19 protein-coding genes are annotated in these 22,863 nt (G+C 62.0%); 6 read left to right on the top strand and 13 right to left on the bottom strand.

Annotated features, from left to right (window positions below; translation table 11 throughout):
* Nucleotides 1-49 precede the first annotated feature (49 nt).
* Complete coding sequence (locus H2O77_RS08300; RefSeq protein ID WP_215824354.1) at nucleotides 50-1,297, bottom strand: urate hydroxylase PuuD; 1,248 nt, start codon at nucleotides 1,295-1,297, stop codon at nucleotides 50-52.
* Between the two features lie 9 nt (nucleotides 1,298-1,306).
* Complete coding sequence (uraH, locus tag H2O77_RS08295) at nucleotides 1,307-1,660, bottom strand: hydroxyisourate hydrolase (RefSeq protein ID WP_215824353.1); 354 nt, start codon at nucleotides 1,658-1,660, stop codon at nucleotides 1,307-1,309.
* Between the two features lie 396 nt (nucleotides 1,661-2,056).
* Here uraH and uraD point away from each other — a divergent pair, with 396 nt between their 5' ends.
* A complete protein-coding gene (uraD, locus tag H2O77_RS08290; RefSeq protein ID WP_215824352.1) occupies nucleotides 2,057-2,590 on the top strand; it encodes a 2-oxo-4-hydroxy-4-carboxy-5-ureidoimidazoline decarboxylase in 534 nt (177 codons plus the stop codon).
* A 64-nt stretch (nucleotides 2,591-2,654) separates the two neighbouring features.
* Here the strand turns inward: uraD and H2O77_RS08285 are convergent, their stop codons facing one another.
* The gene (locus H2O77_RS08285) at nucleotides 2,655-3,992 is read right to left on the bottom strand and encodes an allantoate amidohydrolase (RefSeq protein WP_215824351.1); all 1,338 of its coding nucleotides are present in this window, start codon (nucleotides 3,990-3,992) and stop codon (nucleotides 2,655-2,657) included.
* Nucleotides 3,989-5,272, bottom strand: coding sequence for an alanine--glyoxylate aminotransferase family protein (locus H2O77_RS08280; RefSeq protein ID WP_240548761.1), 1,284 nt, complete (start codon nucleotides 5,270-5,272; stop codon nucleotides 3,989-3,991). The genes H2O77_RS08285 and H2O77_RS08280 overlap by 4 nt, the downstream gene beginning before the upstream one ends.
* Before the next feature lie 472 nt (nucleotides 5,273-5,744).
* Between H2O77_RS08280 and H2O77_RS08275 the strand changes: the two genes are divergently transcribed.
* The gene (locus H2O77_RS08275; RefSeq protein WP_043332713.1) at nucleotides 5,745-6,569 is read left to right on the top strand and encodes an inositol monophosphatase family protein; all 825 of its coding nucleotides are present in this window, start codon (nucleotides 5,745-5,747) and stop codon (nucleotides 6,567-6,569) included.
* A 187-nt stretch (nucleotides 6,570-6,756) separates the two neighbouring features.
* Here the strand turns inward: H2O77_RS08275 and H2O77_RS08270 are convergent, their stop codons facing one another.
* The 3 genes from H2O77_RS08270 to H2O77_RS08260 form a co-directional block, all read right to left on the bottom strand.
* Nucleotides 6,757-7,788 (bottom strand): ParA family protein, encoded by a 1,032-nt coding sequence (locus tag H2O77_RS08270; RefSeq protein ID WP_215824350.1) that lies wholly within the window; start codon nucleotides 7,786-7,788, stop codon nucleotides 6,757-6,759.
* Nucleotides 7,789-7,891: 103 nt separating this feature from the next.
* A complete protein-coding gene (locus tag H2O77_RS08265; protein ID WP_215824349.1) occupies nucleotides 7,892-8,557 on the bottom strand; it encodes a 7-cyano-7-deazaguanine/7-aminomethyl-7-deazaguanine transporter in 666 nt (221 codons plus the stop codon).
* A 365-nt stretch (nucleotides 8,558-8,922) separates the two neighbouring features.
* Nucleotides 8,923-10,374, bottom strand: coding sequence for a sodium:alanine symporter family protein (locus H2O77_RS08260; protein WP_131431976.1), 1,452 nt, complete (start codon nucleotides 10,372-10,374; stop codon nucleotides 8,923-8,925).
* 507 nt (nucleotides 10,375-10,881) lie between these two features.
* Here H2O77_RS08260 and H2O77_RS08255 point away from each other — a divergent pair.
* Nucleotides 10,882-12,483, top strand: a complete 1,602-nt coding sequence (locus H2O77_RS08255) for a Na+/H+ antiporter NhaC family protein (protein ID WP_192838207.1) — start codon at nucleotides 10,882-10,884, stop codon at nucleotides 12,481-12,483.
* A 129-nt stretch (nucleotides 12,484-12,612) separates the two neighbouring features.
* On the opposite strand, the gene H2O77_RS08250 is transcribed toward H2O77_RS08255, so the two are convergent.
* Complete coding sequence (locus tag H2O77_RS08250; RefSeq protein WP_215824348.1) at nucleotides 12,613-14,583, bottom strand: acetate--CoA ligase; 1,971 nt, start codon at nucleotides 14,581-14,583, stop codon at nucleotides 12,613-12,615.
* A 567-nt stretch (nucleotides 14,584-15,150) separates the two neighbouring features.
* Here H2O77_RS08250 and H2O77_RS08245 point away from each other — a divergent pair.
* Complete coding sequence (locus H2O77_RS08245; RefSeq protein WP_054556050.1) at nucleotides 15,151-15,465, top strand: metalloregulator ArsR/SmtB family transcription factor; 315 nt, start codon at nucleotides 15,151-15,153, stop codon at nucleotides 15,463-15,465.
* A 167-nt stretch (nucleotides 15,466-15,632) separates the two neighbouring features.
* Here H2O77_RS08245 and sohB read toward each other — a convergent pair whose 3' ends face one another.
* On the bottom strand, nucleotides 15,633-16,736 hold the full coding sequence (gene sohB / locus H2O77_RS08240) for a protease SohB (RefSeq protein WP_054556049.1): 1,104 nt from the start codon (nucleotides 16,734-16,736) through the stop codon (nucleotides 15,633-15,635).
* A gap of 573 nt (nucleotides 16,737-17,309) precedes the next feature.
* On the opposite strand from sohB, the gene H2O77_RS08235 reads away from it, so the two are divergent.
* Nucleotides 17,310-17,627 carry an SCP2 sterol-binding domain-containing protein gene (locus H2O77_RS08235; RefSeq protein ID WP_043332726.1) on the top strand — a complete coding sequence of 106 codons (318 nt, stop codon included), beginning with the start codon at nucleotides 17,310-17,312 and terminating at the stop codon, nucleotides 17,625-17,627.
* 123 nt (nucleotides 17,628-17,750) lie between these two features.
* On the opposite strand, the gene nudC is transcribed toward H2O77_RS08235, so the two are convergent.
* From nudC to H2O77_RS08215, 4 genes are all read right to left on the bottom strand, one after another.
* Nucleotides 17,751-18,524 (bottom strand): NAD(+) diphosphatase, encoded by a 774-nt coding sequence (gene nudC, locus H2O77_RS08230; RefSeq protein WP_215824347.1) that lies wholly within the window; start codon nucleotides 18,522-18,524, stop codon nucleotides 17,751-17,753.
* Nucleotides 18,524-19,315, bottom strand: coding sequence for a DNA polymerase III subunit epsilon (gene dnaQ / locus H2O77_RS08225; RefSeq protein ID WP_215824346.1), 792 nt, complete (start codon nucleotides 19,313-19,315; stop codon nucleotides 18,524-18,526). Before dnaQ ends, nudC begins: the two co-directional genes overlap by 1 nt.
* 151 nt (nucleotides 19,316-19,466) lie before the next feature.
* The gene (rnhA, locus tag H2O77_RS08220; protein ID WP_054556047.1) at nucleotides 19,467-19,901 is read right to left on the bottom strand and encodes a ribonuclease HI; all 435 of its coding nucleotides are present in this window, start codon (nucleotides 19,899-19,901) and stop codon (nucleotides 19,467-19,469) included.
* A gap of 353 nt (nucleotides 19,902-20,254) precedes the next feature.
* On the bottom strand, nucleotides 20,255-21,121 hold the full coding sequence (locus H2O77_RS08215) for a methyltransferase domain-containing protein (protein WP_215824344.1): 867 nt from the start codon (nucleotides 21,119-21,121) through the stop codon (nucleotides 20,255-20,257).
* Between the two features lie 748 nt (nucleotides 21,122-21,869).
* Here H2O77_RS08215 and gloB point away from each other — a divergent pair.
* Complete coding sequence (gene gloB / locus H2O77_RS08210) at nucleotides 21,870-22,658, top strand: hydroxyacylglutathione hydrolase (RefSeq protein WP_215824343.1); 789 nt, start codon at nucleotides 21,870-21,872, stop codon at nucleotides 22,656-22,658.
* The last annotated feature ends 205 nt before the right edge of the window (nucleotides 22,659-22,863 follow it).

The following is a 22,863-nucleotide window of genomic DNA, read 5'->3' as shown; positions in this document are numbered from 1 at the left end:
CGCCGCTGGTCAGTACGCCCCCATTCATGACTCTCTCGGCCATTGCCCCTCAGCGTGTCGCCTGCCACCAGTCATCCAGCAGCTGACGTTCGGCATCGGTCATCTGGGTCATGTTGGCCAGCGGCATGCTCTTGTCGACCACCGTGCGCTGATGGATACGCATGGCCTGACGCTGGATGTCATCCCAGCCATTGAAGGCCACGCCTGCTGCCGGAGCCGTCAAACCGATCAAGTTCGGCGTATCACTGTGACAGCCGGCGCAGCGTTGCTCGACGATATGGCTGACCTTGTCTCGCAAGGCCTGATTCTCCCCCGGGGCCTCATTGTCAGCGGCGCTGCTGGCCGCGACAGATGCTGAAGGCGCGCTTGTCTCGACAGTCGCGGGCGCCGTCTGTGAGCGCGGCGCGCAGAGCAGGATCACGCCGATCAGCGCCAACACTGCCCCCGCGGGCACCCACAGGCGCTTGACTCCCTTGTGGTGATCCACCGTGGCGATCCGGATCAGACCGCCCGTCACCAACAACAGCAGGATGACGCCGAGACGATAGTCATTGGCATACAGCAGCGGATAGTGGTTGCTGATCATCATCAGCACCGCAGGCAGCGTGATGAAGGTGTTGTGCACCGAGCGCTGCTTTGCGCGCTGGCCGTGGATCGGGTCCGGCGTTTCCCCACGCTGCGCAGCGGCCAGCAGGGCCTTCTGACCCGGGATGATCACATTGAAGACGTTGCCCGCCATGATGCTGCCCATCAGCGCGCCCATCAGCAGGAAGGCGGCACGCCCCGAGAACAGTTCGGTCGCGACCCACGCCGCCAGCGTCAGCCACACACCGACCGCGACGAACAGCGCCCCGGCATGGCGCTTGAAGGGGCTGCGACAAAGCGCCTCGTAGCCCAGCCAGCCGCCGACGAGCACGCCCAGAGCGCTGCACACGGCCAGGGTGCCGCTCATCTCGAACACGCGCGGGTCGATCAGGTAGGCGTGCGGCTGCAGCAGGTAGATCAGCGTGAACAGCCCCATCCCGGAAAGCCAGGTGACATAGGCCTCCCACTTGAACCAGTGGATCTCGCTGGGCAGCGTTTCACTGACCCCATCGTGGCGAAACAGATGATAGAGACCGCCACCATGCACCGCCCACAGCTCGCCGCCGGGGCGGCCATCTACCGCATGAGTGGCAGGCTTTCGCCGATTGTCGAGCCAGATGAAGAAGAACGATGCGCCGATCCAGGCGATCCCCGCCATGACATGCAGCCAGCGGGTCAGCAGCATCGCCCAATCGAGAAGATATGCGCTCATGCCGGCTCCTTAGCTGCCGCGGTAGACACTGTAGGCCCACGGAGTGACCAGCAGCGGAATGTGATAATGGCCACTGGCCTCGAGGGTGAACTCGACCGGCACGCGGCCGAGCATGCCCTTGCCCACCGCGCGGCTGGCAAAGTAATCCCCGACCTGAAACATCAGACGATAGACGCCGGAGAGATCAGCGGAAGCGTCGGTTTCCTCTAGCAGCGGCGCATCGAGACGCCCATCGGCATTGGTCGTGACCTGCGCGATCTCGTGAAAGTGACCCTGTGCATCCTGGCGCTCCAGGGTGATATGCACACCGCTGGCAGCGATGCCTTCGGCCTGATTGAGCACATGCGTCGTCAGTCTGGGCATGGCGATTTCCTGTTCTTGTGTGGATGTGGCGGGTACGGCTGGGCCCTGTAAGACGAGGGCCTGTACAAATGAAGCTGTGCGAAAGACGGCCGTGTTTCGTATTTCTGGCCTGTCCTGCTCTGGCCTGCCGTCAGCGGTTGGTGGTATTGCACCCGATGAGTGCATTGCTGCATTCTGACCGATCGGTCAAGGTGCAGGCCGTATCGCCCCATGACAGGCGCCGCTCGTCGCCGTCAGGCAAGCCGGTGGCGATACAGCCTTGTCGTCAACCGCTGGCATGACGATGCAGCGTGTGACACAGCGTTGGTCAGACGCGTTGCCAGCGACGGCATGCGCCTTGCAAGCTGATGATTCCGTGAGCTTTTCAAACCTATCCCCCTCTCTGGAGCAAGGCGCATGCCAATCGAGACCCCGATGCACTATCTGGTGATGCTGGACACGCTCAACGCCCTGCCACCCGAGGCGCTGGCACGACGCTTGAGTGGTCTCTATGAGCACTCGGACTGGGTGGTGGAACGCGCCGCGGCAGAGCGTCCGTTCGCGAGCATGGAAGTCCTGCTGACGGCGTGTGCCAATGCGGTACGCCAGGCCAGTGATGTCGAGCGCCACCAATTGATTCTGGCCCATCCTGAGCTGGCTGCCGGCAAGCTGGAGACCCTGACGCCCGCCTCGCAGGGCGAGCAGCGTGGCGCAGGGCTCGATCAGCTCGATGACGCCACCCGTGAGCGCTTCCTGACGGCCAATGCCGACTACCAGGCGCGCCACGGCATTCCGTTCATCATCTGCGTCAAGGGCCACAGCGCCAGCAGCATTCTCGAGGAACTGGAGCGCCGCCTGCCGCAATCCACCGAGGCGGAATACCAGGAGGCTTTGGCCCAGATAAATGCGATCGCCGCAGTGCGCCTGCCGGGGCTGCTCGAGGCCAGTTAGACACGAGCGCCTCGGCGGCCGCCAATGGGTGCTGTCTTACGCGTTCTGTCTTACGCGTGCTGTCCTACACGTACCTGACGGCCACGGCCTCGATACTGGCGATCAGTGCCGCCAGGGCCTTGGCGACATCGTCTTCGGTCACCGCCTCCAGCGGGTGGTGGCTGATACCGCGCTCACAGCGCAGGAACAGCATGCCCACCGGACACAGATGACTGACCGCCATGGCGTCATGCCCGGCACCACTCGGCAGCCGGAATGGCGCCTGACCGGTAGCCGCGATACCGGCATCGACGGCCTGCATCAATCCCTCGTCACAGGCCACGGCATCGGCCGCATGCGTCTGCTCGCAGTGGAAGGTGAGGCCCCGTCGCGCCGCGATTCGATGTGCCTCGTTCAAGAGTTCATCCAGCGCACGATCCCGCTGCGCATCGTCCAGCGCGCGGATATCCAGACTCAGTGCCGCCCCCCCGGGGATGACATTCACCGCCCCAGGACGCAGCTCGCAACAACCCACGGTCGCGACCAGCGAGTGGTCCGCCATGTCAGCGCGCTTGCCCGCCTGGACATCACGCGCCAGCGATTCCACCGCCAGTGTCCACTCCGCCGCCGCACACAGCGCATCCTGACGCAGCGCCATCGGCGTGGTGCCGGCATGTCCCGCCTGGCCGACGAAGTTGACCGCGAAGCGTCGCGCGCCGGCGATGCCCGTCACGGTGCCCAGCGCCAGATTCTCGGCTTCCAGCACCGGGCCCTGTTCGATGTGTACTTCCAGATAACCCAGCGGCGGATTCGCCTGCAGGCTGGCCCTGGCGGCCGTCTGCCCGGAAAGCCCGAAGCGTTCGAGCGCGTCGCCAAGCGGGATGCCGTCCTCATCCTCTACCCGCTCCCAGTCCGACTGCCAGCGTCCGGCGATGGCATGGCTGCCGAGCAGGGTCGCACCGAAGCGGGTGCCCTCTTCATCACCGAAACCGACCACTTCCAGCGCGAAGGGCAAGCTCTGCTCGCCGGCATCGGCGCGCTGCCTGAAATGTGTCAAGGCGGCCACCCCGAGCAGGACACCAAGAATGCCGTCATAACGGCCAGCGTCCGGCACACTGTCCAGATGCGAGCCGATCACCAGTCGCGGCACGCCGGCTTCGCTGTCAGCAGCAGCGGTGAGAGCGGGTGGACACCAGCGGCCCCAGAGATTGCCGGCGCCATCCTGCCAGCTGCGCAGACCGGCAGCCTTGAGCCAGCCAGCCGTGGTGGCATTGGCGGCAGCGTGTTCCGGCGTCAGATAGCGGCGGTCGATCCCGCTATCGCTGCGTGAGATCGCCGCCAGGGTGTCGCAGGCGGCCAGCACATCGGCGGCCGTTTCCAGCGGCGCGATGGCGCCCGGGGGTATGGATTCGGCATCACTCATGACTGGCCTCCCGTGCTGGGATTGGCACGGCCATTGGCCGCCTGACCCTGATGCTCCTGATAGAAGTCCAGCGCGGCGCCGACGCCACCGCCGGCCACAGTCTTGACGCCACCCCGGCGCAGGGTCTGCTCCAGCGCCGCCAACGTGGTCAGCACGGTATCGCGACGCGCGTTGTAGCCCATCACGCCGAGACGCCAGACCTTGCCATGCAGCGGGCCGAAGCTGGTGCCGATCTCGATGCCGAAGTCCTCCAGCATGCTGCGGCGCAGGCCATCGCCATCCAGGCCGTCGGGAATCATCACCGCACTGACGTTGTTCATGCGGTGGGCCTGGTCGCCGAACAGCGCGAGCCTCAGCCCCTTCAAGCCCTCGACCATCGCCTGGCCATGCAACGCATGGCGCGCGATGGCGTTGTCCATGCCCTCATTGACCAGCAGGCGCGCACACTCACGTGCGCCATACAGCATGCTGGTGGCTTCGGTGTGGTGATTGAGGCGCAGCTCTCCCCAGTAATCGAGCACCATGGAGAGATCGAAATAGTTGGAGCGGATGCGCGCGCCCGGCTCCGCCAGACGATCACTGCCGCTGCTGATGCCCGCCTCGACATGCCGCCGGGCATGCACCACCTCCACCGCACGCGGCGACAGCGTCAACGGCGAGCTACCTGACGGCCCCGCCAGACACTTCTGCAAGCCTGCGGTGACGGCGTCCAGCCCCCACTCATCGGTCTTGAGCGGATTGCCCGCCAGCGAGGCCGTGGCATCGCTGTAGAACAGCACGCCTTCGCGGCGACAGATGGCGCCGATGTCTTCCAGCGGCTGGCACATGGTGGTCGAGGTATCGCCCTGCACCAGCGCCAGCACACTGGGCTTGACCTCGCGAATGGCGGCTTCGATCTGCTCCGGGCGGAACACCTGGCCCCACTCGCATTCCAGCGTATGCACCTCGGCACCGCAGCGCTCGGCGATCTCGCGCAGCAGATGACCGAAGCGGCCGAAGATCGGCACCAGCACACGATCCCCCGGCTGGATCAGCGAGACCAGCACCGCCTCGATACCGGCGCGCGAGGTACCATCGATCAACAGGGTGGCATCATTGGTGGTCTCGAAGACGCCGCGATAGAGCTGCATCGTCTCGTTCATGTAGTGCGTCATTGCCGGGTCGTACTGGCCGATCAAGGAAGCGGAAAGCGCTCGCAATACACGCGGGTCCGCATTGATCGGACCGGGGCCCATCAGCAGGCGCTGGGGAGGATGAATCTGGTCAAAGGTCGGGCTCACGGTCGCTCCTCGTGCAGCAGGGCATGGAATGCGGGAAGACTCGCCAACTCGCCGAGCCTCATGCCCAGACTACTGCAACAAGTGCGCCAGAATTTCAGAAATGAAACAAATGTTGAATTGCTGATGTGTTCGACGGGAGCCACCACCCTGCCATGGCGTGGGCATCGAGTGGCAAAAGGCCCTCTGATAACCGAGTGACAGAAAGCCAGCCCGGTAAAAGACGGCACGGCTTGCAAGATAACGCTATAACTCTGGTAACCACACTGACCGGTGTCGCTTTGACAGTGCATGCCTTGCCTGCCAGGCACCATGACGGGGCATGAATGAGCTGAATCGACGCTTTCATTACCTGTTTCATGCGCCGGCGCTCACTGCCCGAGGCTGAACTCGCCACATGAGTCTGTTATACAAGGAGGCATCGGATGAGTGAGGGTTGCCTCATCCGACCTGATCATCGCTGCCGGAGAGCCACATGACGCTGGAACAACGCCTGGAACGAGCAACGGAACTGGCCAGACAGGCTGGTGAACGCATGGTGCAAGCGCGCGAGGAACAAGGTTTCGCGCACCATTACAAGAAAGGCGATGAGCTGGTCACCGACATCGACGTGGCGATCGATACCTTCCTGGCGGAAGCGCTCGAAGCCGAATTTCCCGAGGATGCGCGCCTTACCGAAGAGCTGTCACCTGAGCGGGATGTGATCGGTACCAAGGGCGGCCTGTGGGTGATCGACCCCATCGACGGTACCGTCAATTTTGCCCATGGCCTGCGCCATGTCGCCGTGTCCATCGCCTGGTGCGAGCGCGGCAAGATCCAGATGGGGGTCGTGCATGCGCCCTTCCTCGGCGAGACCTTCACCGCCATCCGCGGCAAGGGGGCCTGGCTCAACGGCGAGAGCATCTCGGTCAGCGAGACCGATGAGATGAGCCGCGCGCTGGTCGCGACCGGCTTCCCCTACAACCGTGACAGCCGTCCGCCGCTGCTCAAGCGCCTTTCGGCCATGCTGCTGGTCTGTCAGGATGTACGCCGCAACGGCAGTGCCGCGCTGGATCTCTGTGATGTGGCGTGCGGACGTCTGGATGCCTATTACGAAAGCGTTTCCCCCTGGGACTTTGCCGCGGGCCTTCTGATCGCGCGTGAAGCCGGCGCACGCACGGGGCACCTGTATCGCTGCCCGGACGGCATTCCCGATGAGCTTTATGGCGAGAATATCGTGGTGGCCTCACCTGCCTTGCATGCCCCGCTCAAGCGCCTGCTGGAAGAAGCCGATGCCAGTTCAGGGCTGCCGGGGCTGTAGTGAAGAACTCAGATACAGGACTGTAGTGACGCGGCTGTAATGGCATGACTTTCATGCCGTGGTTGTCATGTCTGAGCAGCCCTGAGACTCCAGTGACAGAATTGCCATGGACAGAGCTGCCACTCAAATACGCAAGAGCCCCGCCAATTGGCGGGGCTCTGTATTTCTGGCTGGCTGACACTCGGCATCAATCGCCCAGGTTGCCGCCCTTCTTCTTGCCCTTGGCGGCCGACTTGCTGGTCGCCTTGCTGCTGTCTTTACTGGCAACTTTGCTGGCAGAATCCTTGCTCGCCGGCTTCTTGTCAGTGCTGGGTACTTTCTTGCTTGAAGCTTCCTTGCTGGCGGGCTTGGCCGCGGACTTGCTGGCCGCCTCCCCTTTGGCGCTGGCCTTGCCGGTGGCAGCACCTTGAGGCGCGGTGGCGGTTGATTCAGCCTCAGAAGTCTTGGCGGCGGCTGGCGCTGGCGCCACCGTCGGCTCCTTGAGCAGGCTCAGGCGTTGGCCGATTTCCTGCCACAGGCTGCGATAGCTGACCGCCGGTGAGCTGTTGCGCGAGAAAGTCCCGATGGGCTTGCGCTCGATCCCCATGCGCTCGACCACGCTGGAATACGGGATAAAGCCACTGAGCTGCAGCGGATAATCCTGCTTGAGCGATTCCATCACATCCTTGTGCAATGTCTTGCGGCGATCCACCAGAGTGAAGAACGGCCAGACGGGCACATCGAGATCGATCTCGGCCAGATAGGCGTTCAATTGCTCCAGGGTACGCAGCGACAGAACCGTGGGAATGATCGGCACCAGCAGGGTATCGGCAGAGGCGAAGACCTGCTCGGAAAGACTGGAAATGCTCGGCGGACAATCGAGGATGACGAGGTCGTAGTCATCGCGCACCGGCTTGAGGACCTTGCGCAGTCGGGTGCGCTTCTCTTCCTCGAGAATGTGGTCGAGATTGCGGTAGGAGAATTCCGCCGGCAGGACATCCAGGTTCTGATAATCCGTGGAACGGATCACGCGGGACATGTCCTGCTTGCCGCTGATCAGTTTCTCGACCCCGCCCTTCAGCTTGGGCTTGGTACGCACGTAGAAGGTCGCAGCGGCCTGCGGATCAAGATCCCACAGCAACACACGCAGGCCACTGTTGGCGGCACAATGCGCCAGATTGATGGCAGAAGCAGTCTTGCCCACGCCCCCTTTGATGCTGTACACCGCAGCGATTTTCATGGCTCCCTCCCGTCATTCCAGTTTGTGCAACGTTAGCACAATCCGGCGCTATATCCCTGACTGACAACGGCGAAACGGGAGAAAATGATATGACAGTTTTATGTCACACAGGCTCTCGCTCATCGACCAGGCCGCGCTTGAGCAACTGATTCGTGAGGCGATTGAGCAACAATCCGTACATCGGCAGGAACAGCAATATCGAGATGGCCAGCTTGATCGCGTAATCCACCCAGGCGATCTCGATCCAGTGAGCCGCCATGAAAGCATCGGGCCCATTGCGGAACGCCACCGAGAAGAAGGCAAAGGTGTCAGCGAGATTGCCGAACAATGTCGATGCCAACGGCGCGATCCACCAGTGGGCATTGCGACGCAGACGATCGAACACCTGAATGTCGAGCAACTGACCGATCACGTAGGCAATGAAGCTTGCCAGCGCGATACGGGCCACGAACAGGTTGAAGTCAGCCAGTGCCTCTACCCCGGCAAAGCTGCCCGCCTGAAACATCACCGACACCATGTAGCTGACCAACAGCGCCGGCAGCATGACCAGCGCAATGATGCGCCGCGCCTGATACTTGCCGAACAGACGCACGGTCAGATCCGTTGCCAGGAAGATGAACGGGAAACTGAAGGCGCCCCAGGTGGTATGGAAGCCGAACAGGGTCATCGGCAACTGCACCAGGTAATTGCTGGCGGTGATGATGAGGATGTGAAACAGGGCCAGGGCGACGAGTGCGCGCTGCGTCTGGGCAGACGAGAGGAGTAGCATTGCAGGTCCTTTTTGGATCAAAGCCGTCGTCCAGGGGTGAGGGAACCCTGTCACGAGCGTGTTGAGGTTTGTGTCGTCGATGCTGACATCAGCTGCCATGGCCTGACATCGGCCTTGACGCCTTGTCGCAGCGATTGAGCGTTGCAGGCATGCGTCAGCCGACATGCTTCACTGACAACCGCCGCAAGGCTTGCACGTTGCCAGAACGCAAAATGGCCGCGCATCGTATCACGATGCGCGGCCCTTGACAGGTGCCTGCGGGGAAAATCTGGCCAGATGGTCAGGCCGTCAGTCTCCCCCGGCGCCCCTTATGTTGCAAAGACAGCGATGCAATGAAATCCATGCAATGAAAGCGAGTGTCAGAGTCACTTCTTCCAGATGCTGGCATCGACCTTGCCCTTGAGCTCCGGGAACTGCTCCGGATCAAAGGTCGGCTCCTTGCCGGCCTTATGCTGACGGTCGTAATCCTTGAAGATACGGAAGGCCAACGGCGACAGCAGCAGGATGGCGATCAGGTTGATCAAGGCCATCGCGCCCATCGACAGATCAGCGAAGTTCCAGATGTTCTTCAGGCTGGCGACAGCACCGAGCATGACCATGCCGAGCACGGCGAAGCGATAGACCATGATGACGGCCTTGGCGTTCTTCTTGCCGGCGATGTACTCGATGTTGGACTCGCCATAGGAGTAGTTCGCCACCAGCGAGGTGAAGGCGAACAGCAGAATGGCGATGGCCACGAAGCCGCCACCCCAGCTACCGACCTGTGAGGACAGCGCTGCCTGGGTGATCTGGATGCCGTCATTGCCGCCATCGTTGCCCAGGGTGCCGCTCATGATGATGATGGCCGCGGTCGCGGTGCAGATGACCAGGGTGTCGATGAACACGCCCAGCATCTGAACGAAGCCCTGGGACGCCGGGTGCTTGGTGGTCGCCATCGCGGCGGCGTTCGGGGCGGAACCCATACCCGCTTCGTTGGAGAACAGACCCCGCTTGATGCCGTTCATCATCGCCTGGGCGATGGTGTAACCCAGCGCGCCACCTGCGGCCTGTTCAAGGCCGAAGGCACTGCGGAAGATGGTGCCCAGCGCCGCCGGCAGCTCGGTGATGTTGATGGCCACGACGAAGATGGCCAGCAGCAGATAGAGAAGCGCCATGAGCGGCACGATCAGCTCAGCGGTACGCGTGATGCGCTTCATGCCGCCGAAGATGATCGGCACCATGACCACGACCAGCACCATGCCCATGATCCAGGGCGGCACGCTGAAGGCCTGCTCCATGGCCAGTGCGATGGAGTTGGACTGCACTGAGTTGAAGGCCAGACCGAAGGCGATGATCAGACACACGGAGAACAGGATCGCCATCCAGCGCTGACCGAGGCCCTTCTCGATGTAATAGGCCGGGCCACCACGGAAGGTGTTGTCATCGTGGGAGACCTTGTAGGCCTGCGCCAGGGTGGACTCGATGAAGCTGGTGGACATGCCGACCAGCGCCGTCATCCACATCCAGAAGATGGCGCCCGGGCCACCCAGGGAAATCGCCACGGCAACACCGGCAAGGTTACCGGTACCGACGCGCGCCGCCAGAGAGGTCGCCAGTGCCTGGAAGGAAGAGATGCCGCCTTCGCTGCCCTGACGAGACGTGGCCAGCAGCTTCCACATATGTCCGAAATAACGGAACTGGATACCCTTGGTCATGACCGTGAAGAAGAGACCCGCTCCGATGAGCAGGTAAATCAATACACTGCCCCACAGCAGGCCATTGCCTGCATCGATCAACGCCAGAATCGGCGCTGGAATGATGGACGTTGTTTCCGACATGTCGGTCTCGCTTTGGCGGGTTTTTGGTCTTGTCGACGCTGCCAGGGCAACGGAAAGCCCATGGCTTTCCTGCGACTGACAGCGAGCAACCACTACGATCGGGCTGCTCGACATGCTTTGGTGAGCGCCATTCTTCATATCCCACGGGGATAAGCAAGAAGAGCCCACTGTAAAGCGGACTTCTACGCCCGAATTCTAGGGGGAAAATAGCGCAACGGCGGTGTTTTTCACTGCCACCTAGACTTTAGATGAACACGGTAATGTTTCACGTCTTGTTTGGCTCGGGCATAATGCGCCCCCTTCCGGAAGTCGCCGCCTGCCAGTGGCGGCCCAGGACTTGTCGGGCGCAGGCTCGCGACTCATCGATTGCCGTTGCGCAACGGCGATCCCGCGAGTGTGCGCTGCGATCAGGCGGTGCAACTCCCTGACACCCACGCACCATAACCGCCATAACGGCACCCGGTAGCGCGCTTTGTCCCGGCGCCTGCCTTTGATTACAGGTGATACATGGAACTGACCAGCTACGCGGCGTCCCCGCTTTCGCTGCTCGCCCCGATCATAGCCATCGGTCTCGCAATACTGACACGTCGTGTCATGCTCTCCCTCGGGCTGGGTATCGTGTCAGGCGCCCTGCTGCTGAATGATTTCTCGCCGCTCGTCACGCTGCACTATCTCTGGCAGCAGCTGGTTGCCGTCTTCATCGAGATGCCGGACAGCGGTCAGCTTGCCGAGGCCAGCCTCAACAGCTGGAATGTCTATATCCTGCTGTTCCTGCTGGCACTGGGTGCCATGGTCGGCGTGATCACGCTGGCAGGTGGCACCCGTGCCTTTGGCAACTGGGCGCGGGCGCGAGTCACTACCCGCCGTGGCTCGCAGCTGATGACCGTGCTGCTGGGGGTATTCATCTTCATCGATGATTATTTCAATAGCCTGGCCGTGGGCAACATCTGTCGTCCGCTGACCGATCGTCAGGGGCTGTCGCGCGCGCGCCTGGCCTATCTGATCGACTCCACCGCCGCGCCCGTCTGCGTGCTGACGCCGATCTCGAGCTGGGGTGCCTACATCATCAGCCTGATCGCCGGTATCCTGGCGACCCACCACATCACGGATGTCAGCCCGTTCGGTGCCTTCCTTGAGCTCTCCGCCCTCAATTACTACGCGATTGCGGCGCTGGTACTGGTGATCGCCTCGGCGTGGTTCGACATCAACTTCGGTGCCATGCGCCGTCATGCCATCGCGGCGCGCGACGGTGAGCTTTTCGATGCCAAGCGCGGCAATCCGCCGGGCAACACCCACGTGGAAGAGTCCGAGCGTGGCCGCCCCATGGACCTGCTGATCCCGATCATCGTGCTGGTCATCGCGACCTTCTTCATGATCGTGCAGACCGGCGCCAGCGCACTGGCCGCCGAGGGTGAGGCCTTCGGCCTGATTCGCGCCTTCGAGCTGACGGATGTCGCCAAGTCGCTGATCATCGGCGGCGCCATCGGCCTGCTGGCCGCGGTAGTGATGCTGCTGCGTCATCGCATGGGCGCTGGTCGCAGCCTGAGTGCCATCGCCCAGGGCGCCAGCTCCATGCTGCCGGCCGTCTACATCCTCGTCTTCGCCTGGTTGCTGACCGGCATCATCGGCTCTCTGGGGACCGGACAGTACCTGGCCACGCTGGTCGAGGGCGTCGTGTCTCCGACCTGGCTGCCGATGCTGCTGTTCGTGCTCTCCGGCCTGATGGCCTTTGCCACCGGCACCAGCTGGGGCACCTTCGGCATCATGCTGCCCATCGCCGGTGACATGGCGGCCGCCACCGAGCTCGCCATGATGTTGCCGATGATGGGCGCGGTGCTGGCCGGCTCCGTGTTCGGGGATCACTGCTCGCCGATTTCCGACACCACCATCCTGTCCTCGACGGGTGCCAGCTGCCATCACATCGATCACGTGATGACCCAGCTGCCCTACGCCCTGCTGGGTGCCGCGATCTCGCTGATCGCCTACCTGGTGATGGGCCTGACCGACAGCACCCTGTTCGGCTGGTTGAGCCTGGCGGGTCTGCTGGTCATCAGCATTGCCTGGCTTGCACGCCGCGAGATGGCCAATCCGGTCGTGGCACGCACCTGATGCAATAAATGCTGCCTTGCTGAAAAAAAGCCCCCGCCATGTCTCATGGCGGGGGCTTTTTCATTATTGGAGCAGCGCGAGCCGCGTCATGCATCCGCGATATCACTGCATCGGTTCATGCTCTTCGGTTCATGCGCTACGTGCCTCACTCGCCTGACCGACGCCGGCCTCGCTCAGCGCCTCACGCACATCTTCCAGGCTTGAGGGGTCATCTATCGTCGAGGGCACCTGGTATTGCTCACCGGCGGCGATCTGACGGATCATCTTGCGCAGTATCTTGCCGGAGCGCGTCTTGGGTAGTCGCTCGACGATTAGCACCTCCTTGAGCGAGGCAAAGGCCCCGATTTCCTGGCGTATCCGCTGGGCAAGCTCGGCGCACAGGCTGGCTTCATCCCCTTGCCAGCCATCCTTGAGAATTACCAGCCCCAACGGCATCTCGCCCTTGAGCGAATCCTCGATGCCGATCACCGCGCATTCCGCGATCGCGGCGTGTGCACCGAGCACCTGCTCCATCTCACCCGTCGACAGGCGATGCCCCGCCACGTTGATGACATCATCAATGCGTCCCATCACGAACAGATAGCCCTGCTCATCGAAGTAGCCGCCATCACCGGACAGGTAATAGCCGGGGTAGGCAGCAAGATAGGCAGAATGGAAACGTCCGGGGTCCTGATAGAGTCCGGTCAGGCAGCCCGGCGGCAGCGGTTGGCGCAACACGACATTGCCCTGCTCTCCCGTGGGTACCTCATCCCCCATGCCATCGAGAATCTGTACATTGAAGCCCGGCAACGGCCAGGTGGCGCTACCGGCACGCGCCTCGACCGGTGCCTTCACCTCGCGGCTGCCTTCGGTGAACATGTCGAGGCCCAGCAGGTTGCCGGCGATGGGCCAGCCGGTTTCGGTCTGCCACCAGTGATCGACGACCGGCACCGGCAGGAGATCGGCGAGCCAGTGATAGGTCGGCGGGTCCAGTCGCTCTCCGGCCAGGAACAGACTGCGCAGGCTGGAAAGGTCGTAATTGGCCATATGACTGGCTTCCGGGTCTTCCTTCTTCATGGCGCGAAACGCCGTCGGCGCAGTGAAGAAGCAGTTGATGCGGTATTCCTCGATCAAGCGCCAGAAGGCTCCGGCATCCGGGGTCTTGACCGGCTTGCCCTCATACATGACGGTGCTGGCCCCCATCAGCAGCGGGCCATAGACGATATAGGAGTGGCCGACGACCCAGCCGATGTCCGAGGCCGCCATGAAGGTATCCCCGGGGCGGGTCGCATAGAGAAGCTCCATTGAATAATGCAGCGCCACGGCGTAACCGGCGTGATCACGCACCACTCCCTTGGGCTTGCCGGTGGTGCCGGAGGTATAGAGGACATAGAGAGGTTCGCTGCCCAGCATGCTGACCGCTTCGGTGGCCTGGGCGCTGGCCAGACATTCATGCCAATCATGATCACGCGGCCCGAGTGTCGCCCGCTGCTGTTCACGCTGCAGGATCAGACAGGCTTGCGGGGTATGCTCGGCAAGCTCGATGGCTTCATCCAGCCAGGGCTTGTAGGGAATGATGCGATCGACTTCCACCCCGCAGGACGCCGCCATGATCACCTTGGGCGCGGCGTCATCGATGCGTACCGCCAGCTCCTTGGGGGAAAAGCCGCCGAAGACCACTGAATGCACCGCCCCGAGGCGTGCACAGGCCAGCATCGCCATCATGGCCTCGGCGACCATCGGCATGTAGAGCACGACACGGTCGCCCTTCTCCACCCCGAGATTGCGCAATGCCCCCGCCAGCAGGGCCACCTCATCACGCAGCTCACGAAACGTGTACTGCCGCTTGCTCTGCGTGACCGGCGAATCCCAGTACAACGCGACCTGATCCGCGCGCCCATTGGCGACGTGATGATCCAGCGCGGCATGGCAGATGTTCATCTCGCCATCGATGAACCAGCGCGCATGCTGTTGCTCATCCCAGGCCAGAATGGTCTGCGGCGGGCGAAACCAGGCGATGCGTTGCGCCTGCTCAGCCCAGAAGTCTTCTGGCGTCTCGTTGGCTCTCGCCGTCAGAGCTAGATAACGCTCACGTGCACAGGAGTGATTGGCGTCGGGCATGGCGTACCTCGTGATCCACGAATGGCTTTGTGGGCATCTCTTGCCTGTCCTGACGCAAGGCCTTGTCTCCGGGGCCCGTTGACCGGACCTCTTTTCATGTCGTCATTGATGTCGCTCGCCAACGGCGATGCGACAGACGACGATGGAGGAAGGACAGGCAGGACAGAGATGCCTGAACCGATAGTTACGTTGAAACCTTAGGCCAAAAATCGCCCTTCAAACCTGCTCGGCTCACCGTTTTCAGCGTCTGATGGTCTTATACTCAATCCTTGGTCGCAGACGAGCTGACAGCGTGAAAGGCGTCATTCACGCAATAAAACATACGCTTGAACGCGGTCTCACAGCAGATGCGACAAAAAGTCAAAGCCTGAGAACGACAAAGTCGATGATTTATCGTTTAAGATTGTCTTGGACGTAGCACGCGGAGTTATTGATCATTCACTAAAACAAGGTTAGGTCATAACAACATGCCAATGGCCCATTGCGTCCCTCGGGATGCACCAAGATAGACCGACCGGGAGAGACCGCATGAACGCAACACTTTCTACAGCTGCAAGGAATAACCCCATGCCAGTGTCCAGCGATGCCATCACCCTGCACCAGGCCGGTGACCGCGTCATCGAAGAAGCCACTGCCCTGCTCAAGGCGATGGGCAACGAGAATCGTCTGCGCATCCTGTGCCTGCTCAGCGACAGCGAAATGTCGGTGAGCGAGCTCAACTCGCGCCTGGAACTGTCGCAGTCCGCGTTGTCGCAGCATCTGGCGATTCTGCGTCGTGAAGGCATGGTGCGGACGCGCCGCGCCTCGCAGACCATCTACTATTCGCTGCAAGGCCCCAACGCCGCAGGTGTCATTCGTGCCCTGCAGGATCTCTATAACTGAAAAAGGGCGCCAGCCGGTGACTGACGCCCTTTGAGGGGAATGTCGCTGAGTCACGCTGATCGTGACCCGCTAGACATCTGTATCACTCGCCGACTCCAACAAGATCGGGCAGGCCACGGAATGGCCTTCCAAGCCTCTTCTCTTCGCCCGCGACGGCAATCTGTCGCTTATTGCTGATGCCAGCGCGACTCCGCATTGCGCTCCAGCACGCGGTCCAGCACACGATCCAGACTCGATGTCACGCCCTTGCCGAAACGGTCCATCACGCGGCGCGGCTTCTCGAGACTCACCTCGAAGATCTTGACCTCTTCCTTCAGATAGCGTGCCAGCAACGCCTGACTGGTACCGACCTCGTCGATCAGACCGATATCGATGGCTTCACTGCCATACCAGATATCACCCTGGGACACTGCCTCGACGTCCAATTGCGGACGACGGCTGCCGACATGCTGTTTGAACAGCTCATGGGTGCGCGCCAGGTCGGACAGGAACTTCTCACGCCCTTCTTCACTGTTCTCGCCGAGCATGGTCAAGGTGCGCTTGTAACGCCCCGCCGTCAGAATCTCGACATCCACATCATGCTTCTTGAGCAGACGGTGCACATTGGGCACCTGAGCCACGACACCGATCGAGCCGATGACCGCAAAGGGTGCTGCCACCACGTGGTCCGCTGCACAGGCCATCATGTAGCCGCCACTGGCCGCGACCTTGTCGACCGTGATCGTCAGGCGCGCGCCACTGGCACGCAGACGGTCCAGCTGTGCCGCGGCCAGGCCATAGGCATGCACCAGGCCACCACCGGACTCCAGTCGCAGCACGACCTCATCCTGCTCACCCAGCACGCCTTCCAGCGCCGTGATCTGCTCCGCCAGGCTTTCCACACCGCTGGCCTTGATGTCGCCGACGAAGTCGAGCACGAAGACCCGACGCCCACGCGTACTGGCCGGCGCATCGTCCTTGTCCGCATTGCCGCCCTTGTTGGCTTTCGCCTTGGCCTTGAGCGATTTCTTGAGCGCCTTGGCTTCCTGCTTGTGCTTCTTGGCCCGCGCCTTTTCCTTGGCGGCGTACTCGGCCTCTTCAAGGCCGGCGTGGCTCAATTCGCGTTGATAGCCCTTGATGCGCTCATGCCAGGGGCGAATCTTCAGCTTGGCCTGGCGCTCTCCCGCTTCCCCCTGTCGTGCACGTGCAATGATGAGCACGATGGCCGCGATCGCGACCACCACGGTGATCGCCTGGGCCAGAAAGAGGCCGTACTGTGAAATCCATTGCATGCACTTGCTCCTGAAACATTGAAGAAGGTGTCTGATCTCTCGCCAGCACGTGAGCGACGAACGCTCGCTCTCGAGTGCATGGCTGTCAGGCAGAAGGTCAAGGCATCTGCCACACGACCAGGACCTCATAACGAAATCACCGGCTAAAGGGCCGGTGCGGGATGGTACTCGATATGGGGGCAAGCTTGCCCACCTGCAAGGCTGGCAGGCACCTGGGCAGATTTCACACTGCTCGTATTGTCATGGGACTGGCGAGCCGCCTGTACGGGTTCTCCAGGTGGCCTGGACGCGATCTGTACGTTATCCCTGTATGTTACTTCTGCACATTATCTCTGCACGCTATCTCTAAAGGGTTCAGAGCTGAGCGCTGAAGCGCGGAACACGCCAGATCGATCACACGTCTTGATTGGAACGCTCGTTTGAAATAGTCTGATGTCAGTCTTGAAGGTCAGCAGCGTGATCACTTCATGGTGAGCAAGGTGATGAACGACACCTTCCCCCTTGCCATGTACGTCATCTTTCCCCGTGATCATTGGCCTTTCTCCACCGCTAGCACTGACAAGGAATATCACCATGGCCGACGCCAACGCCGTCATCGATATGCTCAAGAGCCGTTTCAACCCCGAAGCCGCCAAGGGCATGGATGAGGTCTTTCAATTCAACATCACCGACAGCGATGACTACTACATGGTCGTCAAGGACGGCACTCTGGACGTCGGCGAAGGTGAGCACGATGATCCGTCCGTGACCCTGAGCACCGACAGCGACACCCTCAAGGGCGTGATGAAGGGCGAAGTCGACGGCATGCAGGCCTTCATGACAGGCCGCCTGAAAGCCACCGGCAACATCATGCTGGCCACCAAGCTGACGTCTCTGTTCCCGAACAAGTAAGCGTCTGCTTGAGCAGGTGCATCGCTGCGAACAAGCACGATGGTAAGGTTCGCTTGATGCACCAGCCAAAGAAAACGCCCCGGCCAATGGTCGGGGCGTTTTCTTTGGGGAGAGCCTGCAATATCAGCGGCCCGTCGCGACCGAGCGCAGGAAGTTGTCGATCAAGGCATGCGAGATCGAGAACTTCGGTGGCAGCCCCGGCAAGTCTTCCGGCGTGAACCACTGGGCATCCTCGATCTCGACACCATCGATGGTGATGTCGCCACCGGCATATTCCGCGTAGTAGCCCAGCATGAACGAGTGCGGGAACGGCCACGACTGACTCTGGAAATAGCTGACTCGCCCGACCTCGACACCGACTTCCTCGTGCACCTCACGCCGCACGGCTTCCTCGGCACTTTCACCGGCTTCGATGAAGCCCGCCAGGGTCGAATACATGCCCGGCCCGAAGCGCGGACTGCGCGCCAGCAACATCTCGCGGCCCCGGGTGATCAGCGTGATGATGCACGGCGAGATACGCGGATAGCTGCGATGCTGACAGCCGGTGCAGTGCATGGCGAATTCATGATCCAGACGCTTCATGCGCTTGCCACAACGGCCACAGAATCGATGGTCGCGCAGCCACTTGAGCACCTGCAAGGCACTGGAAAGCAGCGGAAACTGATCACGTGGCAGCGTATGCAGCCACTGACGCGCGGCGGGCCAATCGGCACTGCCATTCTCACCGAACACCGCAATCGGCGCGCCCTGCCATTCCCCGAGGGCCACGGCACCGCTGGGCCAGTCCGCGATGGGCTGGATGATGCCGCCCTCCGGCGCAGGCGCCACGCCATCACGCCCCACGCGAATCAGATAACCATGGCGCTGGGTCACACGCGAGAGATCACGAATCAACATCAGGCGTCGTCTCCGCGGTTGCCTCGGCTGTCCAGACTGGCACTATCAAGACTGCCCAGTGCATCGATCGAGAGGCGATCGAACAGGCACTCATCCGCCTTGCCGCGAATCTCTTCACACCAGGCCGAGTGACGCTCAAGTTCCAGCGCGGAAAGCCCGGGCGTGGCCAGGCGTGGGCGATCGGCACGCAGGCGACGAACCCCGACGATACCGCCCTCCTCGCCATCGCCTTCCTCTATCACGTCCAGGCCCAGCGCCGTCTGGCCACCGGTCATCGCCAGATAGACGTCGCCGAGAATCTCGGCATCCAGCAAGGCGCCGTGCAGCACGCGATGCCCGTTGTCGATATCGTAGCGCTTGCACAGCGCATCCAGGTTGTTGCGCTGTCCGGGGTGCTTCTCTCGGGCCAGCTTCAGGGTATCGAGAATGGCGCAGTGATCGGCGACCGGGCCCAGCGGGTTGGCGCGCCCGGGGTTGATCAGCCCGAATTCGTGATCGATGAAGCCCACATCGAAGGGCGCATTGTGGATGACCAGCTGGGCACCCTTGATGAAGTCCCAGAAGGCATCGGCAATCTCGGCGAAGACCGGCTCGTTGGCGACTCGCTCATCGGTGATGCCGTGTACCCCGATCGCCTCTGCATCGATCAAGCGCTCAGGATTGACGTACTGATGGTAGGTGCGTCCGGTCAGGCGGCGGTTGATCATCTCCACCGCGCCGATCTCGATCAGGCGATGGCCTTCCTTCGGATCGATACCTGTCGTTTCGGTATCGAGAATAATCTGACGCATCTCAGACCTCTTGGTAAACAGTGACAGCTCCCTGACCGGCATCCGCCTCAAGCTTCGGGCCGCGCATCAGGGTGCCTCAATATCGGATCCTGCATGTCCGTGCTCAAACACGGCTGGCCACCACGCTCGGTGTACCTGCCAGCCGAGGCACTCAGCGGCGGCGCTGCATCTCGTCGATGGCCTCGTTGGCCAGCGCATCGGCGCGCTCGTTACCCTCATCGCCGCTATGACCCTTGACCCAGCGCCACTCGATATCATGACGCTCACTCTGGGCCAGCAGTGCCTTCCACAGATCTTCATTCTTGACCGGCTGCTTGGCTGCCGTCTTCCAACCGCGCTTGACCCAGCCATGCACCCACTTGGTGATGCCGTTCTTGACGTATTCGGAGTCGGTCCACAGCACCACCTGACAGCGCTTGGTAAGCGCCGTGAGCGCCTCGACCGCCGCCATCATCTCCATCCGATTGTTGGTCGTCTGGGCCTCGCTGCCATTGAGTTCCTTGCGATGCTTGCCACTGACCAGAATCGCGCCCCAGCCACCCGGGCCCGGGTTGCCACGACAGGCACCATCGGTGTGGATGACCACGCGAGTCGGCGTAGCCTTGGATTCGGACGTCGCAGCGGCGGAGGGATTCTGGGGTTCGGACGTGGATGCACTCTGGCTCACAAACGGCACTCTCGACAAAGGAAACGAAGACGGGCAAGTGCGACGGCGCTGGCTGTCACGACAGGGGCAAGCCTGGCCCGCAGAGGCGGGGCTTGGAAACCGCCCCCTGACAATCACTCTCCGGCAACCCTCCCGCGGCAACAGCAGGCCTCGCCACAATGAGCGTCATTCTACCCACTCGCATGCAGCATGGCCAAAGTCCCTGTGTTTTTTTACAGCTTCCGCCAGACTGAAGCCTTGAAGAAAAGGGAGCCCTGCAGCGAGCCGCCGAGCTAGCCGCGCTCGGACAGATCTCTGCGCGACTCACGCTTCACATGCCCCTCCCGGGAATGCACCCGCGTGGCCTGGCCGATGGAGACACCGGGGATGGCGACTCGCGGTCGCTTGGCATTCAAGGGTTGCACGTACCCGACATTGCGCCGCGCCCGTATCAACATCAGGCTGCCCAGCGGCAGGTTGTAGCGGCGCCCCATGCGTTCAAGCCAACCGTGTCGCAGGCGTAACCCCGGCAGATGGAAGCCGGCATAGTCGATACGCTCGATCTCGAAATCCACGAAGGCCAGCCAATCGCGCAGGGCCGCCGGCGTTCGCCAGCTTCCCTCCCAGGGAGTGATGTGGCGACGCCGCGGGTCCAGACGCAGCAGCCCCTCGCCAGATAACGGCTGCCAGGCGACGATGACCAGACAGCCACTGGAGCGCAGCACACGGGCCGCCTCACGCAGCAGTCGGTGCGGCTCCGGCGCGACCTCCAGTAGATGGTGGAGCATCACCAGATCCATGCTCTCGTCCGGCAAAGCCAGCTGCGTCAGCGGGCAGATCAAGGTGGAAGGCGACTCGGCAAGCGCCGCCTCGGGACTCCAATGGATGGCATGGCGGATGGCGGAGAGTGACAGGAGGTCATTGCCGCCCGGGCCCAGGTTCAGGCTGTGAAAACCGAAGCAGCGCTCGAACAGCGGCGCCAGCATCTCGCGCTCCGCCGTCAGGATGTCCTGCCCATCCGGGCCCTCGAAAAAGGCACGCATGGCGCGCACATGGGCACTCAATTGGCGCGCATGCTGGCGCTGGCGCTCCTCGGCGGTCAAGGACGCGCTGGCCTTGTCCGCGCCGGAGTCATTCACACCAAAGGGGCCTTTCCACATCTTGCATCTCCCGGGCTTCAGGCGGGGAGACACTCCCCACGGCATAGACAGGCTTTGACACTTGTCTACATTCTCACACCATAAGAGGTTTGACACTTACCTGCTGGCTCGTCAGGCTTGTTATCCGGAAAATTCAGATTCCCGCCACGAATCAACCCACTGGGCATCATCGTGCTGGCTATTGGCCTTGCGATTGATGGCGCTCATGGACTTTGGCACCGGCGGCCAGTCGTGACTTTTCCTGCTGGACTCTTCTTGTTGGGCTCTGCGTCAGCCACTCGGTGCCTGATCGCACACGGCGAGTCTGACCGGGAACGAAATGCCGACAAGCGAGTCTTGAACAGGACTGCGGGGACCGAGCGTCTCGACACGCCCGGCCCGACACTCAGGATAGAGTGAAGCAAGGTGTTGCCCAACATCCTGCGAATGACCCATAAATATGCGTTGTCGATGATAGAGCATATGGATTGCCCCTCCCGCCCACATACGCGGCCAGGGGAGCGGCCAGGAGCACGACCGTCCTGAGCCGTCTCCGAGCATGACTTTATGCTGCTTTCGACAACTAACTCTCAGTAAGGAGTCGATGGAACCGCCTGCCCATCAGCATTGCAGGCGACGATGACATGCCATGTTCATCTGCTTCAGCCTGGCCGATTCCTCGGCGAGGACGTATGAAGCCACTTTTCGCGTCACTGGCCTGTCATTGCCTCGATCGACGACTGCAAGACATCAAGAGCACCTGACCACCATGATGAGCGTAACGCCCATAGCGGCCTTTCAGGACAACTACATCTGGTTGATACAGAGCGACGACAACCCCCGCGTGGCGGTCGTCGACCCCGGTGATGCACGCCCGGTGATGGAGACCCTGGAGTCCAGAGGCCTGACCCTCGACACCATCCTCATCACCCATCACCACCAGGATCACACCGGCGGCCTGCCGGAGCTGATCGAACGCTATCAACCTCGCGTGGTTGGCCCGCACAATCCGGCCATCCACGGCATCGACGAGCGTGTCGGCGATGGCGACAGCTTCCGCCTGCAGGGCCGCCTCTTCGAGGTGATGGAAGTGCCGGGCCATACGCTGGATCACATCGCCTTCGTCAGCTCCGGCATGCCGGGACTGCTGTTCTGCGGCGACACCCTGTTCAGTGGCGGTTGCGGTCGCCTGTTTGAGGGCACGCCGGAGCAGATGCATCACTCCTTGTCGCGCCTGGCCGCTCTGCCGGAAGAGACGCTCGTCTTCCCGGCACACGAGTACACGCTGGCCAACCTGGCCTTCGCCAGTGCCGCCGAGCCGAACAACCCGGCGCGAAACACCCTCAACGCAGAATGTGAACAGCTGCGTTCACTGGGCCGCCCCACGCTGCCCACCCTCATCGGCCGAGAAAAGCAGATCAATCCGTTCCTGCGCAGTGATGAGGTCGCGCTGCAACGCCACCTCGAGCAGGAAGGGCGCCTCTCGGCACCCTCGGGTCAGGAAGATTCCCCACTGGCGGCCTTCACGGCACTGCGTCAGTGGAAGGACAACTTCTAGCCCTGCTGCCCGCGTGCCATTGCCCCCGTTCCGACGCCACCCAGGTGAGCGGTTGGAGCACGGCGTGAATGGCATTTCGCGTGACAGCGGGTCGAGAACATTCCTGATCTCGACCAGCCCCCGCAGTCACTGATTCGTGCCGGCATGACCGGCCAGCCGAGCCGCTGCTGACCCATCCAGCCGCGGCTCGCCAGAGAGTATTTCG

It is taken from the genome of Cobetia sp. 4B, assembly GCF_018831605.1.
GTDB classification, from domain to species: Bacteria; Pseudomonadota; Gammaproteobacteria; order Pseudomonadales; family Halomonadaceae; genus Cobetia; species Cobetia amphilecti.
The sequence above is the reverse complement of the archived record's forward strand: the minus strand, read 5'-3'. Positions and strand labels throughout refer to the sequence as shown.

What these genes read in the sequence shown, in the direction of transcription:
- H2O77_RS08300 (WP_215824354.1), bottom strand. Translation starts at nt 1,297, where the DNA reads ATGAGCGCATATCTTCTCGATTGGGCGATGCTGCTGACCCGCTGGCTG.
- uraH (WP_215824353.1), bottom strand. Translation starts at nt 1,660, where the DNA reads ATGCCCAGACTGACGACGCATGTGCTCAATCAGGCCGAAGGCATCGCT.
- uraD (WP_215824352.1), top strand. Translation starts at nt 2,057, where the DNA reads ATGCCAATCGAGACCCCGATGCACTATCTGGTGATGCTGGACACGCTC.
- H2O77_RS08285 (WP_215824351.1), bottom strand. Translation starts at nt 3,992, where the DNA reads ATGAGTGATGCCGAATCCATACCCCCGGGCGCCATCGCGCCGCTGGAA.
- H2O77_RS08275 (WP_043332713.1), top strand. Translation starts at nt 5,745, where the DNA reads ATGACGCTGGAACAACGCCTGGAACGAGCAACGGAACTGGCCAGACAG.
- H2O77_RS08270 (WP_215824350.1), bottom strand. Translation starts at nt 7,788, where the DNA reads ATGAAAATCGCTGCGGTGTACAGCATCAAAGGGGGCGTGGGCAAGACT.
- H2O77_RS08265 (WP_215824349.1), bottom strand. Translation starts at nt 8,557, where the DNA reads ATGCTACTCCTCTCGTCTGCCCAGACGCAGCGCGCACTCGTCGCCCTG.
- H2O77_RS08260 (WP_131431976.1), bottom strand. Translation starts at nt 10,374, where the DNA reads ATGTCGGAAACAACGTCCATCATTCCAGCGCCGATTCTGGCGTTGATC.
- H2O77_RS08255 (WP_192838207.1), top strand. Translation starts at nt 10,882, where the DNA reads ATGGAACTGACCAGCTACGCGGCGTCCCCGCTTTCGCTGCTCGCCCCG.
- H2O77_RS08250 (WP_215824348.1), bottom strand. Translation starts at nt 14,583, where the DNA reads ATGCCCGACGCCAATCACTCCTGTGCACGTGAGCGTTATCTAGCTCTG.
- H2O77_RS08245 (WP_054556050.1), top strand. Translation starts at nt 15,151, where the DNA reads ATGCCAGTGTCCAGCGATGCCATCACCCTGCACCAGGCCGGTGACCGC.
- sohB (WP_054556049.1), bottom strand. Translation starts at nt 16,736, where the DNA reads ATGCAATGGATTTCACAGTACGGCCTCTTTCTGGCCCAGGCGATCACC.
- H2O77_RS08235 (WP_043332726.1), top strand. Translation starts at nt 17,310, where the DNA reads ATGGCCGACGCCAACGCCGTCATCGATATGCTCAAGAGCCGTTTCAAC.
- nudC (WP_215824347.1), bottom strand. Translation starts at nt 18,524, where the DNA reads ATGTTGATTCGTGATCTCTCGCGTGTGACCCAGCGCCATGGTTATCTG.
- dnaQ (WP_215824346.1), bottom strand. Translation starts at nt 19,315, where the DNA reads ATGCGTCAGATTATTCTCGATACCGAAACGACAGGTATCGATCCGAAG.
- H2O77_RS08215 (WP_215824344.1), bottom strand. Translation starts at nt 21,121, where the DNA reads ATGTGGAAAGGCCCCTTTGGTGTGAATGACTCCGGCGCGGACAAGGCC.
- gloB (WP_215824343.1), top strand. Translation starts at nt 21,870, where the DNA reads ATGATGAGCGTAACGCCCATAGCGGCCTTTCAGGACAACTACATCTGG.